Consider the following 14,623-nt stretch of genomic DNA (forward strand, 5'->3'; position numbering starts at 1 on the left):
GTGCGCTCCGCGCGGGTGTGCTCTGTACTTCTACTATTCAGATCTACTTCGTCTCGCGGAACTTTTCTACAGTCTGCGCGCCTTGTTTCTCGCGAGCTTCCTTGAGCTTCTGGTAAGCAGCCAGGGCCTTTTGCGCGTCCTGCGGCCGCTGTGCCTTGCGATACAGGCGGGCCAGGTTGTAGTAGGACTGCTCCACCATCTCACCGCTGGACTGCGGATTCGCCACCCTCTCAAAAGCTGCCATGGCATCCGCATCCCGGCCTGCGCTGGCCAGCGCTCGGCCCAGAAAATAATAGGCGTCCGTGCGAGTGGGATCGGCCTTCACCACCTCTTCCAGCATGGGAATCGCCTCCGCCGAATTGCCCCGTTCCACGCGAATGCTCGCAAGATTGAACATCGCTCCCACGTCGGACGGATCGAGCTTCAACTCTGCGGCGTAGGTCTGCTCCGCCAGGTCAAGCTGGCTGGATTTGTGGTACTCGACGCCAAGATCTTCATATAAATCCCGCTGGTTCGGCTCGATCTGGATGGCTGCTTTGTACTCGGCAATCGCCTCCTTGTGCAGGCCATCTTCGGCATACAGACGGGCACGAACGCGGTGAACCTGCCAGGAGTTTGGCGCCAGCTCGAACATTCTGGCGTAGGCCTTTTTCGCCACCAGCATGTGAGCCCGGCCAAGCATGTCCAGCAGTTCCAGGTCTTTGGGCGATAACTGGCTGGCGTGATCGAGCGGAGGGATGGCTTTTTCCGGCTCATCCATGGCGAGCGCGATTGTCCCGGCCAGCATCAGCGCTTCGGGGTTGTCCGGATTCAGCTTCAGCTCGTTGGCAACCGACTCCTGCGCCTTGTCGTATTGGTGAACTTCGAAATAGAGGATTCCGAGAAAAAGATTCGGCCCGGAGAGCGTGGGCTTCAACTGCAACGCCGTCTTCAGCGAAGAGACGGACTCCTCCAAGCGGCCTGCCCGCATCAGGGCGATGCCGAGGTTCATGTGCCCCTCGGCCAGCGACGGAGCAAGCCGGGTTACCTGGGTAAAGTCCTGCACCGCGTCCGGAGTGCGTCCCTGCTGTAAGGCCTGCAACCCGGCGTTCATCTTTGATTCGACCCGGGAATCGACGCGGGAATCCACATGGGCGTTCTGTGCGGGAAGCGGAAGACTGGCCGACAATCCTGCCAACAGCAGGAGAACAGCGAAAGAGGGGATCTTGAATCGGGCAGGGGTCATGGGAGGGGTCATGGGGGTTTCGCTCCACCGTACTAGGTCGCTCCGTAACATTTCAAGTGGGAGACATTTTCTGGAATTTGGCTGCCTCAGCGACTTGCGATTGCGGCGGCCGGACCTGACGGTCGTCCCCTCGCCGCTTTGCACCGCCAAAGTAATCGATTACACTGTGAGGCCATCTGAGGTTGATCCCTCAAGAATCCACTCCGCCTGCAAGCATGGCGTCGGCCTTCAGGGTCGATCCACTCGCTAACGCACGCGCGAAAAGAGCGAAGTATATGGCGATCCGTACCCTGCTGAGAACCGCCCTGGCCCTCTCCACAATTCTGCCTGTTGCCACGGCAGCAGCTCATGCCCAAATCACCGTAGACCAGGCGATTCCCTCTCTTGCCCGGATCCATGTGGACGCAGCGCACCCGGAGGAGCGCTCCATTCCGCGCACCATCTTCGGCACTTTTCTGGAGCCGATCGGCAACTCGACCTACAACGGCCTGTGGGCGGAGATTCTGGAGAATCCCAGCCTTGAAGCAGGGCTATGGAGCGCAGGCAACGTGCAGAACATGCTGCACGAACGGCCGGAGCTGGTGCAATCGTCCCAGCTTGGCGCTCCGCTGCCGTGGGAGGTTCTGAACCCTGCGCAGGGGAATCGGTATGAGTATCGCTATGGTGATGCGGCCAACTCCTCGCGGTCTTTCCTCCTGATGGGCGTCCCCGGCCAGCAGACCGGGATTCAGCAGAGAGTCTATCTGCCCGTACATCGTGAGCTTGTCTACAAGGCCAGCGTCTATGCGCGGCACCTGGACGGAGCGCAGGGACTCTCGATCGAGCTGAAGAAGCGTGACTCCGGCGAAGTGCTGGCAGAGGCCACGGTGGCGACGATTGCCCCGGAGTGGACCAGGTATTCCGTGGAACTGAAGCTGAAGCCGGGAGCACTGGCTCCTCTCGATCCGGCGGATTTCGTGCTGGCGGTGAAGGACGATGCGCGCATCCTGATCGACCAGGCCTCGCTGCTGCCGGCGGATGCCATCGACGGCCTCGATCCCGACATGGTCCGCATGGTCAAGGATATGCATACACCGCTGATCCGCTATGGCGGCAACTTCACCTCGGGCTATCACTGGCGCGATGGCGTTGGCCCAATCGAGAAGCGGACGAGCATGCCCAATATTGCCTGGGGAATTCCCGAGTACAACACCTTTGGCACAGACGAATTCCTGCGCTTCTGCAAACTGGTCGATGCGGAGCCGCAGGTTGCGGTGAATCTTGGCACGGGCACCGCCTCGGAAGCCGCCGAGTGGGTGAGTTACATCAACCAGCATTGGGGAGATCGGCGGGGAGGGCTGCTGTGGGAGCTGGGCAATGAGCTATGGGGCAATTGGAACACCGGATGGCCAACGCTTGAGCAGTTGGCGCCGCGAACGAAGGCCTTCAGCGACGCGATTCGCCAGGTCGATCCCAAGGCGAGGCTGATCGCAACCGGTCAGGATCCGGATGCCTACCAGAAGTGGAACGCCGTGCAACTTACAAACCCTGCCGGCACAGAGGACTACCTCTCGACCCACTTCGTGGTGACTACCGATCAGGTCAGGCTGAGCGATCCTTCACCGGAATTTCTCGCGCAGTCCTCCTTCGCCATGACCACCGAACTCGAACGCAGGCTAAAGGCGATGCAGGCGCAGATCGACGGCTCGCCCAGCAAAGACCACACCCGCATCGCATTCACGGAATGGCTCTGGGTCAGCGGCAATCGTCGTCCCTCGGCCAGATGGGACAACGTTGCCGGGGCAATCACCACTGGCGCGATGTACAACATGCTGCTGCGCTCCAGCGACCATGTGCCGGTCTCGGATATGACCGGCGTCATTGAGTTCGCGGGCATCTGGAAGAAGCGGGGACGCGTCTTCGGAACCCCGGCCTCGTATGTGTTTCAGATGTACTCGACGGCCGCTGCCGATCACCTGCTGCCTGCGACGACGGAGAGCGGCAGCTACAGCGTGCACCAGGGGATCACCCGCCTGCCGGAGATCGCCGATGTGCCGTATCTCGACGTCACCGCGACAACGAGTGCAGACAGGAAGCATGTAACGCTCTTCGTCGTAAACCGTAGCCTGGAGCGGGATATCGCCACGGAGATTTCTCTGGCAGGCGCAAAGGTACAACCCAGCGCGGACACCCTGACGCTGCGCTCGGAGGATTTGTATGCCGTCAACAGTGAGATGGACCCGGAGGCTATTCTGCCGGAAAAGCACACGGCCAAAGTGGGGGAGAGCTTCCGCTACATCTTTCCGCGCGCCAGCGTAACCAGAATCTCGCTGACTACGATTTCCCCTGCCAAGAAGCCGTAGCTGCCGAGGTCATTTCCCGGCGGAGGAGGTCCGGCATCGGGTTTCCTCCGCTTTTGCATGGAGGCTATTTCTGGGGAGAAGCCGGAGGCACGGTCTGCAGAGGGCCCTTTAACTGGAGGCGGCCTGCCTGCCTGCGATTTTCTTCATCTGCGAGCCGGGTAGCAATGGCGAGTTCCCGCTCGGAGTCCTCCTTGCGGCCTACCTTGGCAAGCGCAAGGCCGTAGTAATAACGCGCTTTCTGGTAGTCCGGCGCACTCTGCACCGCCAGCGCGAGCTCCTCGACTGCCTTGTCATACTGCTTTCTGCGATAACCGATCATGCCCAATCCGCAGTGCGCTCCACCGTGCTGGGGATCGCGTTCGAGCGCCTTCTGGAAGTACTCCTGGGCGCTCTCCAGTCTGCCTGCCTCAAGATCGATCTCGCCGAGCTGGTAGTACGACTCGACCTGCTGGGGACGCAACTCGACCGAGCGCTGAAATTCTCTGCGCGCCTCAGCCGGCTTTTGCGCCATCAGCAAAGCGCGGCCCAAACCGTAGTGCGCGGTGGCGTCCTCGGGCCTCTGCTTCAGATAAGCGCGGAAGTAGGTATCGGCCTGAGGAAGGTTCTGCAGATCCATCTGGACCCGTGCGGCGGCATAGAGCGCGTTTGGATCGGAGGGTTCTAGTAAGAGAGCGCGCTGCAGGGCTTCGTCGGCATCTTTGTAGAGCCGCATTTCATCTTCCAGGATTCCGAGGCTCACCAGCAATTTGACGTTGTCGGGGACATACTTTCTGGCCCGCAGCAGCGCAATCAGCGCGCCATCGCGGTCGCTGCGGCGTCTTGCCTCCAGGGCCACTGCCAGAGCGGACTCAACCTCTGCATTCGACGCGACTTTGTCGGGCCTTGCCTGCAGAACCGGCTCAAGGGAAGACATTGCCTCCTCCCAATGGCGGCCCGCCAGCAGCAGCAGGCCAAGCTGACGACGCGCAGCCAGCAGCGTGGAATCGGATGCAAGAGCCTTGCGGTAGAAGTCCTCCGCCTCGCCGCTTCGGGATTGACGCTCGCGAATCTCCCCCATCAGCTCGAGCGCAGGCGCATTGCCGGGATCCCTCGCCAGAAGCATCTGCAGCACGCTTTCCGCCTGCGCGACATGCTGCTGCTCCAGGAGGCGATGCGCACGGGCAACGGTGGCCCCGGCTCGAGAAGTTGAGGCCCCCGGCGCGGCAATGGTCTGCGCCAGAGCAAACCGGCAGCCGCCCATCAAACCGGCGAGCAAGACAGCACCGGTGAGCAAGACAGCGGTTCTCTGGAATCTGCGAGCCATTCGTGAGCCATGAATCCATTGCGGCAATGCTTCCCGGCCGGGCAGGAGACAGTGGCGATTCTAAACCACGGCTCCGGGCATTCCGCAGCATCTGAGGCTCCCCAGGCCGCCGCAATTTCCGGCTGCATCGCTCACTGTCCAGAAATAGTTCATTTGAACTATTTTCAGGTAGCCCAACCTACTCATGTGCGTGTACACCTCGTCTACGTAAGCTTTCATGCGGTCTGGTATCGACACTTATCCAGGCTATGAAAGCGATTACAGCAGCCCGGCCAGCATCTAGTTTGCGATCACCAGAGCCGACGGTCTGTTTCCGCTAAGAGCGTTTTTGAGGGGGCACAATGAATCGAAGAGTTTTGCGAGTAAGCGGCCTGCTCCTGGGCCTGCTCCTCTTTCTCTCCGGATGGACGGCATACGCACAAACCAATCAGGGCGTGCTGGCTGGCAATGTCGTAGATACGACGGGAGCCGCCGTACCCAACGCAACCATCACGGCGACAAACGATGCAACGGGTGCGGTTTACAAAGGGGCCTCCACTTCTGCGGGAAGCTATCGTTTCCCTGAAGTCCAGCCCGGCCGCTACACATTGGTCGTTCAGGCACCCGGCTTCAAGGAGAATCACCAGACCGGCGTGCTGGTGCAGATCGGCAACGTCTCCGCGCTGGATATCAGTCTCGAAGTAGGCAGTTCGAGCGAGACGGTAACGGTCAACTCTGAAGCGCCACAGATCCAGACTCAGTCTTCGGATGTCGGCGGCATCGTCAACACGAAGCAGGTTCTCGAACTTCCGCTGGCACTTGGCGGCGTGGGCGCGATGCGCTCTCCCGAGGCCTTCGTCTTCCTGGTTCCGGGCACAGTGGGACCCGGCAGCGCCAACAGCAACAACGGCATCTTCATCTCGAAGATCGGCGGCGGCCAGAACTTCGGCAACGAAGTCCTGATCGACGGCGCCAGCCAGACGCGCTCCGAGAACGGCTCGTCCTATGACGAGGAAGCCCCCTCGGTAGAAGCACTCTCCGAATTCAAGGTCACCACATCGACCCCGCCTGCCGAGTTTGGCCGGACCACGGGTGGCATTGAGAACTTTGTGACCAAGTCCGGAACCAACAAGTACCACGGCTCCGCCTTCGAAATCTTCCGCAACGAAGATCTGAATGCGAATGACTGGTTCAACAATGGCTATCTCTCGCTATGCGCTTCGGGCGATACCGGTTGCCGGTCGCGGCGTCAGCGCGGCCTGGATAAGAAGCATGACTTCGGCGGATCGATCGGCGGCCCGCTCAGCGTTCCCCATGTCTTCAATGCCAAGGACCGTCTCTTCGGATTCTTCTCGTGGGAGCAGTTCCGCCAGACCAGGGGTGGAACCAACATCACGACTGTGCCCACCGTAGCCGAGCGCGGAGGAGACTTCTCCGATCGCCTGCTCGCACCGAATGGTCACACCAACGTATGCGACGGAACCCCGATCATCGCCGGGCAGATCTTTGATCCGCTGACGGAAAGGACAGTTTCGGTTACGAATCCTGATGGCTCCACCACGAGGATACGGTGCCGCACGGCCTTCCCTGGCAACAAAATTCCGCTCTCCAGGTTCAGCCCGGTCGCGCAGAACATCATGAAGTTCTATCCGGCTCCGCAGAACTCCAATCTGCAGAACAACTACTCCAACAACACCCCATATCCGCTCAACAATACGACGTACACGATCCGTATTGACGGCAACGTTACGCAGAGCAACAAGGTTTGGGGAACCTACTCGGCACGCGAGAATACCGACCTGAAGTCCAACCGCACCTTCCCATACCCGGTAGAAAACAACCAGTGGCAGCAGGACTTCATCACTCACTTCTTCCGCACCGGCTGGGATTATGCGATCTCGCCAAACCTGCTGAACCACCTGGTATTCGGCAGCAACCGCAGCAACAGCATCAACTTCACCGAAGCGGCTAATGGCAAGACAAACTGGGCGAAGCAACTGGGAATCGGCAATGTCTTCGGCACCGCCTTCCCGGTGATCCGTGCCAATGCTGAAGGCATCCCCCAACTGGGCAAATCCCAGGCGGATGCAAACGTGGACAACGGTCTCCGTTTGAACGACAGCATCAACTGGATTCATGGGCGCCATAGCTTCAAGTTCGGTGGCGACTATCGCTATCAGCAGTATTCGAACATCGCGCACGACAATGAAGCGGGCAACTTCAACTTCAGCGGCAACCAGACAAGGGTCGATGATTCCACCACCCCCGACACCGGGAATGGTCTCGCCAGCCTTCTGCTGGGCGGCGTCAACGACGCGAATCTGGGAGTCCGGCTGCACCAGCCACGCTGGATCTCAAACTACTGGGCCGTCTTTGCTCAGGATGACATCAAGGTCACCCCATCCCTGGTTGTCAACGTCGGTGTGCGCTATGACATCGATCAGCCCCGCAGAGAGGTTGCCAACGCCACGTCGAACTTCAGCCCAACCGCCATCGATCCGGTGAACGGTCGGCCGGGAGCGCTGGTCTTCGCAAGCAACTGCGGTAGCTGCAACAAGCGCTGGGCGGACACCTGGTTCAAGGATTTCGCTCCTCGCGTCGGCTTCGCGTTCACTCCACAAACCCTCGACGGCAAGGTGGTTATACGCGGCGGCTACGCAATCCTGTATGGCCCGCTGCAGTACAACGACTTTGGCGGCTCCATGCTCCAGGGTTATGCGGCGAATCCGAACTTTGGTTCGGATGGATTTGAACCCGCCTTCCAGATTGACTCGGGCTTCCCGGCCTACAAGCCTCCGCCGAACCTGGATCCGGGCCAATATGACAACGGCAACGCATCCGCGCCGATCCCATTCAGCAACTACATCAAGGCGAGCTATGGCCGTCCGCCCATGATCCAGCAATGGAACATGCAGGTGCAGCAGGAACTGGCGCACGACCTGATTGCAACCATCGGCTACATTGGTTCGCACGGCACGCATCTTCGTTCCGGCATCGAGAACATCAACAACATGCCGCTCTCCGCATTTTCCATGGGCAACAAGCTGCTCGATCGCTTTGGCCCGAACGACACGACGGTGGACAGCGTGCCGAGTCCGTACAAGGGATTCAATGGCCAGGTGCAACAGGCACTGCGGCCCTTCCCGCAATACGGCTTCATCGCAACCGACTGCTGCTTGCAGAACGTCGGCCAATCCACCTTTAACGCACTGGTGGCAACGCTGGAGCGCCGCTTCAGCAATGGCCTGAATCTGCAGGCCTCCTACACCTGGTCCAAGACCATCACCGATGCCGACTCCTCACTCCCCGGCATCAATGGCGGTGTGGCCCAGGAGCAGAATCCCTTTAACCTGCGGCAGGAAAAGGCCGTCAGCATCCAGGACATTCCGCACACACTGGTCCTCAGCTACATCTATCAACTGCCGATCGGCAGGGGCAGACAGTTCCTGGGCGGAACCAACCGGCTCGTGGACGCATTCCTGGGTGGATGGCAGATTGGCGGCGTGCAACGCTACCAGTCGGGTCAGCCTCTCTCGTTTGGCTGCGCCGATGGCATTCCGGGATGGGATAACTGCATCCGCTTTACCCGTCTACCCGGATCGGATCTTTCCAGCCACATCAAACACATCAACCCGTTTGTCATCGACACGAACGGCCCGAATCCAAGGGTCAACAGCCTCTTCAACGGCCTGAAGAGACCGGACGCGCCTCTCTACTCGGCGCTGCAACCGAATCCGGCTCTGCTGTCGCAGAACGCCCCTGTCAACCGTGGAACGGGACCGTACTCCTTTGGCAACATGCCACGCGTCAGCACGGACGTTCGCAATGGCCTCTACCTTAACGAGGACTTCAGCCTGCTCAAGAACTTCAACATCACGGAAGGCACGTTCTTCCAGTTGAAGGCGGAGTTCCTGAATGCCTTAAACCGCCACATCTTTGGCACACCCGATCTGAATCCATATAGCAGTTACTATGGCGTGCCGACCTATACCATCGATGGCCCACGTAACATTCAGATCACCGGTAGATTTACGTTCTAGCTGCCGGGCCACAACTGAAAAACAATAAGGCAAGGGGTGGATCTCAAATCCACCCCTTGCCTTTTCAGCAGAGCTCTATCTTGTTATCAGGACTTGCTGTGATTCCTCCACCCGTCTACACGGAGCGCTTCATCTACGGGAAGCAACGGCTTGCCGCTTCTCTTCGAGGGTTCGCTTGAGAGACTCTTCTGCAAAGGACCGGAGTATGGGATCAATCAACCTTCCCATCCCGAAGGGGACGTCCCGGCTGAGCGTAATCGCCTCGCACTCCACATAGACTCCGCCATCCCGCTGCTGCATCCGCCAGTAGGAGTTCATCGCCCATAGCAGCCCTGTTCCTTCGCCTTCCGCAAGAACATGTTCGGAGGGAGTCCCGGCGTCGTCCACCTGGCGCACCGACTCGCTGCGCGATTGGATCGTGAGCTGGTCCGGCCCGACTCGCGCATAGTCGATGACGTGAACGGTGTCCATGACAGCGGTGAGGACCTTCTTCTTCGTTATGCGGTAAGAGACCACGAAATGATCTCCCTGATGCGAGAGAACCCTGGGCTGGCTGATCTCGGGGCTATATATCCTCGCGTAGTCGGCGTAGTCCTGGTCCACCTGCTCGATCTGCTCGAGCGAGGCTCCGGGAAAGAAGACTCCCCCAATCCAATGCTGGATCATGCCTCCGGGGACGGCGACGGAGCCGATGTGCGAGGTGACGATGCCACCACTCCGCACGGACTGCTGGCGCTGCGCATCCCGATCGATCCACAGGAAGCCGCTTCCGGCATGGTTCTGCACCGCCAGGTGCGTTTCCAATGCGGCGATGTAATCCTGGTATTTCGCTTTCGCTTCCGGCCGCAACGCGGCGTTCGCGACGAGCGGCGTTATCCAGAGGCAGAGGAAGAGGGTCCATGCGGGAGTCCACATCCGGCTCCCGCTGCTGTCGTTCGAGAGAACTTTCATTCTTTGTATATGGACGCATGGACCCTATCCATGGATGCACGCCAGTGGTCATGTCCGGGGCTTATCTTGATCATGCCTTTCGTTCATGCCGGGTGCAGAAAGAGCGGGCCCAGAGCGCGGCACGCTCTGGGCCATATAGTCGCAGTAGTTGTAGACTTCGTTTCACTTCATCGCAACTATGGTCCTCTCTTCATTCCGAAGAGCTGCGTTTTGCATCCTGGCTCTCTTCTCGAGCTTTGTAGGCAGGAGCATAACGCTGCCGCTGGCTGAAGTTGAAACAACCTCATTCAGAAAATATTGGTCGCCGATCTTGTGGAATACCAGCTTGGGGGCTGCGTCCGCGTACTTGTAGTCGGCGGTTCCCATGACGAACACAGAAATCCCCACGCCTCTGCCCTCAAGTAACACCTCGTGCGAAGTCCCTGAGGTAATTCTGTAGGTTCCGGGCGGGAGCAACTGATCGCCCACGGTGAAGTCGAAGGGAACGTTTGCCTTGATGGCGTGTTCCTGTGCCGAAGCTCGGTTGGCAGTAACGAAACTCGCAACGGCGAGGAGTGCAATTACTGAAAGGATACGTCTCATGGTGTTGTCTCCATTTCTACGGCACATTCTTCCAACAGTTCCGTGGAAGTTTCTCTCCATGGAACCCGAACTGAATTCTGCTTCGCTAATCCCTGAATCTCGACTGCTTCAGTACGGCTGCTCTTACGCGCAGGGATATAGCATCTGCGTCGCCAAAGTTCCGCGGATAACCTCGCATCTCCTCCGCTGGAACGCGCCTGTATCTTTCCAACGACATACATGCGGAGCATGTGCGACGTAGCTGGATGAATCAATATTCACGGGTGATGTTGGTATCCGAATGGATACCAATGTGGAACCGATTGGCTCCTGCGACGCTGGTTGGAAGGCTTCCTCGACGCTCTGCCGCGGGGTCAACTGCGCAAGCGATCAGGCTCTCTCGATGAAGTTGAGACACGTTGAAAAAGACAACCAGCCGACATGCTTGTACTTGCGCAAGCGTGGTGACATTTCTATTTGTAAGGAGTATATAAGCAGGTATTCCGTGGTTTTCCACGGGGCGCTCGGCAAAACACGCAGGCAGTTCTTGCGATGCATTTCACCGATTCTCAACCGGTTCGCGGCGCCCACCGAGTAACCCTGGTTTCGAGGATACGATCAGGGTCCTGAATTCACGATCATCGTGCAGCAAGGACGAAGGTCATGAATGCTCCATAGCTCTCAAGCAACGCTTTTCCTTGCCGAACTGAGGAAAACTGAAGTGGATCACACACCAATGCTTCCTGTCTTTGGGATTGATGTCGGGCGCATGACGCGTGATTTGGCTGCCTTGTTCCGCATTAGCAGTGTCATCAATTCCATCCGTGACCTTGATCTTCTACAACGCGAGCTCTTGCAGCTTATCTTCGAAGTCATCCCTGCCGAGCGCGGTGCTATAGTCTTGCGCCCCTATGGGAACGATGATCGGGTATCAGTCTGCACGTGGAGCCGCCCCCATGAAGACCAGCACCCCATCTCGGTCCAGCAGGATCTGGTTCGCAGGGCCTTGTGGGAGCGCACGCCCATACTCAGCAGCCCAGACTTAAACAACCCTGACTCAAACAACAGGGAGAGCGTACTCTGCCATCCCCTGGTGGGAGTGGAAAAGACGATCGGAGTCATCTATCTGGCTTCCTCTGAAGTCCCGTCCCCGTTCCGCGACGATCACGTGCACTTCGTCAGCGTGGCATCGCGAATCGCAGCGGTGACGCTGGAAAATATCCTCGCCTTGAATTCTCTCAGCGGCGATCAACCTCGATTGAAAGAGGCGCCCCATGCGGCCAGCAAGCTCGTCGGTGTGAGCCGCCAGATCGAGCAACTGCAGAGATTCATCTCGCGCGTCTCCCAGAGCGATTCCACGATATTGATACGCGGAGAAAGCGGCACCGGCAAAGAGCTGGTCGCCCGTGCCATCCACAACAAGAGTCCGCGGATGGATCGACCATTTGTCGCCATCAACTGTGCCGCAATTCCCGAGGCACTGCTGGAGAGTGAATTGTTCGGACACGAAAGGGGCGCGTTCACCGGAGCCGTCGGCGTAAAAATGGGGAGGCTCGAAGCGGCACAGGACGGAACCTTGTTCCTCGACGAGATTGGCGAGCTGGCCCCTTTGCTGCAGGCGAAGTTATTACGCGTACTACAGCAACGGGAGTTCGAGCGGCTGGGAGGAAATCGTTCCATCGCATTCAAGGCCCGTGTCGTCGCAGCCACCAATAAGAACCTTGAGGTTGCCATCAAGTCCGGAGAGTTTCGCCAGGACCTGTATTACCGGCTCAATGTCGTCTCGGTTACGGTGCCTCCTCTGCGCGAACGGCCCGAAGACATTTCGCTGCTTGCCCTATACTTCGCCGAAATTCATGCGGCCAAAAACAAGCGCCCCTTCAAAGGAATCTCGCAGGAAGCGCGCGCCATCCTGCTGCGGTATAGCTGGCCGGGGAATGTTCGCGAACTGGAGAGCGCAATCGAACATGCAATCGTGCTCGGTCTAACGGAGGAAATCCTTCCCGAGGATCTGCCGGACGCGATTCTGGAAGAACAGGCACTGGTACTGGCAAAAGATGCGCGGTATCACGACGCGCTCAAACGAACAAAGAAAGACCTGGTGCTCAGCGCTATTCGCGATGCCAAAGGTAATTATCGCGAAGCCGCGCGGCTGTTGAGTATTCACCCCAAGTACCTGCACAGGCTGGTACGAAATCTGGATCTGAAGTCTCACCTGCAGGAAGTTGAGTAGCAGAAAAACACAAGCAGAGCTGGCAGGTGGAAGCACTTACCTGAGCTAGGGACACCACAGCGTGCCGCAATTCAAAGCGGAGAACCACTAGATCTCGCAGCTGCTGGCGCGCTCCGGGCAAACGACGGGGATCGCAAATTCGCGAGTCAGCAGCTCCTCCAAAGCCTGCTGCGCCTTCGGCTCTCCATGGACGAGAAAGATCTTCTTCAGTGACTTTGCGATGGGGCGAACCCACTGGACCAGGTCGTGCTGATCGGCATGCCCGCTTAACTCGTCCAGCATAGCGACTTCGGCTCTCAGCGCATAAGGCTCTCCGAAGATGGGAACAGGACTCTGTCGCTCAGCAATGCGACGGCCCAAAGTGTGCTCCGCCTGATAACCGGCAAGCAGGATTAGATTCCTCGGGTCCTCAATACCGTTCTTAAGATGGTGAAGGACGCGGCCTCCCTCGCACATTCCCGCGGACGAGATCACGACGAAGGGCGTGCGCAGATCATTCAATGCCTTGCTCTCCTCCGCCGAACGCAAGTAGCGCAATCGCGCAAAACCAAATGGGTCTTTACCGTCTTTCAGGAACTGACTCGCTTCGTAGTCAAACTCCGCCGGATGCCGGCGAAAGATCTCCGTCACGTTCAACGCGAGTGGGCTATCGACGAAGATCGGTATCTCCGGCAGCGACGACTCAACCATGAGTTGATGGAGGAGAAAGACAAGCTGCTGGGTTCTGCCCACGGCGAAGGCCGGGATGATGACTCTGCCACCTCGCGCAATGGTCCGGCCAATGTATTCGGCGAGCTTCTCTTTCGCATTGGAAAGCGTGGGGTGCAGACGATCGCCATAGGTGCTCTCAAGGATGAGATAGTCGGCTGCAGGAGCCTGTTCCGGATTCCGCAGAATCGGAAGACCCTTCCTTCCCATATCACCGGAGAAAAGCACACGGCACGTTCTTCCGTTCTCGCGGAGTTCCAGTTGCACGAACGCGGACCCCAGCATGTGTCCGGCATTTCTCAGGGTAGTCGTGATGCCGGGAGCAACCTCCCGCTTTTGTCCGTACTTCAAGGGAGAGAACTGGCCCATGATCCGGGTCACATCCTCAAGGGTATACAGCGGCGGAACGGCATGAGCGCCCACTTCCATTCCAATATCTTTCCTGCGTTTCCAGCGACGCTCGATAAACGCCTGGTCGCGCTCCTGCAAGGATGCGCTATCCGCGAGCATGTATCTGCATAGATCGACAGTCGCTTCGCCGGTATAGATGGTTCCGCCAAATCCCTGCTTGCCGAGAGTGGGCAGATTTCCGCTGTGATCCACGTGGGCATGCGACAGAACTACCGCATGGATATCTTCCGGCTTAAAGGAGAAATGAGAGTTTCTTTCATACGTCGGCTGCCGCTTGCCTTGCAGCAAACCGCAATCCAGCAGGATGCGCGCCTGATTCGTCTGAACTTCATGCATCGAACCGGTAACTTCCTGAGCAGCTCCCCAGAATATGATTCGCATGGTTCCTTTCTCTGAATCCGAACGCTCAAAAGCTGGCCGAAAAGGCGCCAGAAAATTAGAGGAAAAGTATCTTTCCTTTTCCCAAACACCTTAATATACAAATATGTCTGAATTGAGCCAATTTAAGGCCGAGTTTTTCAAGGCCCTCTCCCACCCGCTGCGTATACGCATCCTGGATGAATTGCGGAATGGTGAGGCGGGCGTCAATGAACTCAGCTCTCGTTTAGACGTTGAACAGAGTACACTCTCCCAGCACCTTGCTCTCCTGAGAGCCCGCGACCTGGTGGTAGCGCGAAAGAACGGGCTTAACGTCTTCTACTCGGTCAGGGACAAAGATATCTTCCGCCTGCTCGATGTCGCCCGAAAGATCTTCAACACTCGTCTGGTGGGAGTGCGAAACATGCTGTCTCAGATGGAGACGACGAGCAAAGCCAAATAGAAACACTGGCGTGACTGAGATGCCTTCTCTGTCCAACGTCTCAGGCGGCG

The 14,623-nt window shown here is 58.3% G+C and carries 9 protein-coding genes; 4 read left to right on the forward strand and 5 right to left on the reverse strand.

Annotated elements, in window-relative coordinates; translation table 11 throughout:
- Positions 1 to 43 precede the first annotated feature (43 nt).
- Entirely contained in the window at positions 44 to 1,237 is a 1,194-nt protein-coding gene (locus tag VM554_10065; protein ID HVJ08718.1) for a tetratricopeptide repeat protein, read from the reverse strand.
- Positions 1,238 to 1,500: 263 nt separating this feature from the next.
- Between VM554_10065 and VM554_10070 the strand changes: the two genes are divergently transcribed.
- Complete coding sequence (locus VM554_10070; protein ID HVJ08719.1) at positions 1,501 to 3,567, forward strand: alpha-L-arabinofuranosidase C-terminal domain-containing protein; 2,067 nt, start codon at positions 1,501 to 1,503, stop codon at positions 3,565 to 3,567.
- A 64-nt stretch (positions 3,568 to 3,631) separates the two neighbouring features.
- On the opposite strand, the gene VM554_10075 is transcribed toward VM554_10070, so the two are convergent.
- On the reverse strand, positions 3,632 to 4,870 hold the full coding sequence (locus VM554_10075) for a tetratricopeptide repeat protein (protein ID HVJ08720.1): 1,239 nt from the start codon (positions 4,868 to 4,870) through the stop codon (positions 3,632 to 3,634).
- Between the two features lie 341 nt (positions 4,871 to 5,211).
- Between VM554_10075 and VM554_10080 the strand changes: the two genes are divergently transcribed.
- A complete protein-coding gene (locus VM554_10080) occupies positions 5,212 to 8,889 on the forward strand; it encodes a TonB-dependent receptor (GenBank protein ID HVJ08721.1) in 3,678 nt (1,225 codons plus the stop codon).
- Between the two features lie 129 nt (positions 8,890 to 9,018).
- Here VM554_10080 and VM554_10085 read toward each other — a convergent pair whose 3' ends face one another.
- Positions 9,019 to 9,840: a hypothetical protein gene (locus VM554_10085; protein ID HVJ08722.1), complete on the reverse strand. Its 822-nt coding sequence runs from the start codon at positions 9,838 to 9,840 to the stop codon at positions 9,019 to 9,021.
- 162 nt (positions 9,841 to 10,002) lie between these two features.
- Positions 10,003 to 10,422, reverse strand: coding sequence for a hypothetical protein (locus tag VM554_10090; protein HVJ08723.1), 420 nt, complete (start codon positions 10,420 to 10,422; stop codon positions 10,003 to 10,005).
- A 700-nt stretch (positions 10,423 to 11,122) separates the two neighbouring features.
- Between VM554_10090 and VM554_10095 the strand changes: the two genes are divergently transcribed.
- Entirely contained in the window at positions 11,123 to 12,634 is a 1,512-nt protein-coding gene (locus tag VM554_10095) for a sigma 54-interacting transcriptional regulator (protein HVJ08724.1), read from the forward strand.
- A gap of 87 nt (positions 12,635 to 12,721) precedes the next feature.
- Here VM554_10095 and VM554_10100 read toward each other — a convergent pair whose 3' ends face one another.
- Positions 12,722 to 14,134: an MBL fold metallo-hydrolase gene (locus VM554_10100; GenBank protein HVJ08725.1), complete on the reverse strand. Its 1,413-nt coding sequence runs from the start codon at positions 14,132 to 14,134 to the stop codon at positions 12,722 to 12,724.
- A gap of 103 nt (positions 14,135 to 14,237) precedes the next feature.
- Between VM554_10100 and VM554_10105 the strand changes: the two genes are divergently transcribed.
- Positions 14,238 to 14,573 carry a metalloregulator ArsR/SmtB family transcription factor gene (locus VM554_10105; GenBank protein ID HVJ08726.1) on the forward strand — a complete coding sequence of 112 codons (336 nt, stop codon included), beginning with the start codon at positions 14,238 to 14,240 and terminating at the stop codon, positions 14,571 to 14,573.
- The last annotated feature ends 50 nt before the right edge of the window (positions 14,574 to 14,623 follow it).

Source organism: Acidisarcina sp., assembly GCA_035539175.1.
In the GTDB taxonomy this organism is placed as follows: Bacteria; Acidobacteriota; Terriglobia; order Terriglobales; family Acidobacteriaceae; genus JANXZS01.

Bases quoted from the DNA above. Each gene is read 5' to 3' on its own strand.
- VM554_10065 (HVJ08718.1), bottom strand. From the start codon at position 1,237: ATGACCCCTCCCATGACCCCTGCCCGATTCAAGATCCCCTCTTTCGCT.
- VM554_10070 (HVJ08719.1), top strand. From the start codon at position 1,501: ATGGCGATCCGTACCCTGCTGAGAACCGCCCTGGCCCTCTCCACAATT.
- VM554_10090 (HVJ08723.1), bottom strand. From the start codon at position 10,422: ATGAGACGTATCCTTTCAGTAATTGCACTCCTCGCCGTTGCGAGTTTC.
- VM554_10105 (HVJ08726.1), top strand. From the start codon at position 14,238: ATGTCTGAATTGAGCCAATTTAAGGCCGAGTTTTTCAAGGCCCTCTCC.
- VM554_10100 (HVJ08725.1), bottom strand. From the start codon at position 14,134: ATGCGAATCATATTCTGGGGAGCTGCTCAGGAAGTTACCGGTTCGATG.
- VM554_10080 (HVJ08721.1), top strand. From the start codon at position 5,212: ATGAATCGAAGAGTTTTGCGAGTAAGCGGCCTGCTCCTGGGCCTGCTC.
- VM554_10075 (HVJ08720.1), bottom strand. From the start codon at position 4,870: ATGGCTCGCAGATTCCAGAGAACCGCTGTCTTGCTCACCGGTGCTGTC.
- VM554_10085 (HVJ08722.1), bottom strand. From the start codon at position 9,840: ATGAAAGTTCTCTCGAACGACAGCAGCGGGAGCCGGATGTGGACTCCC.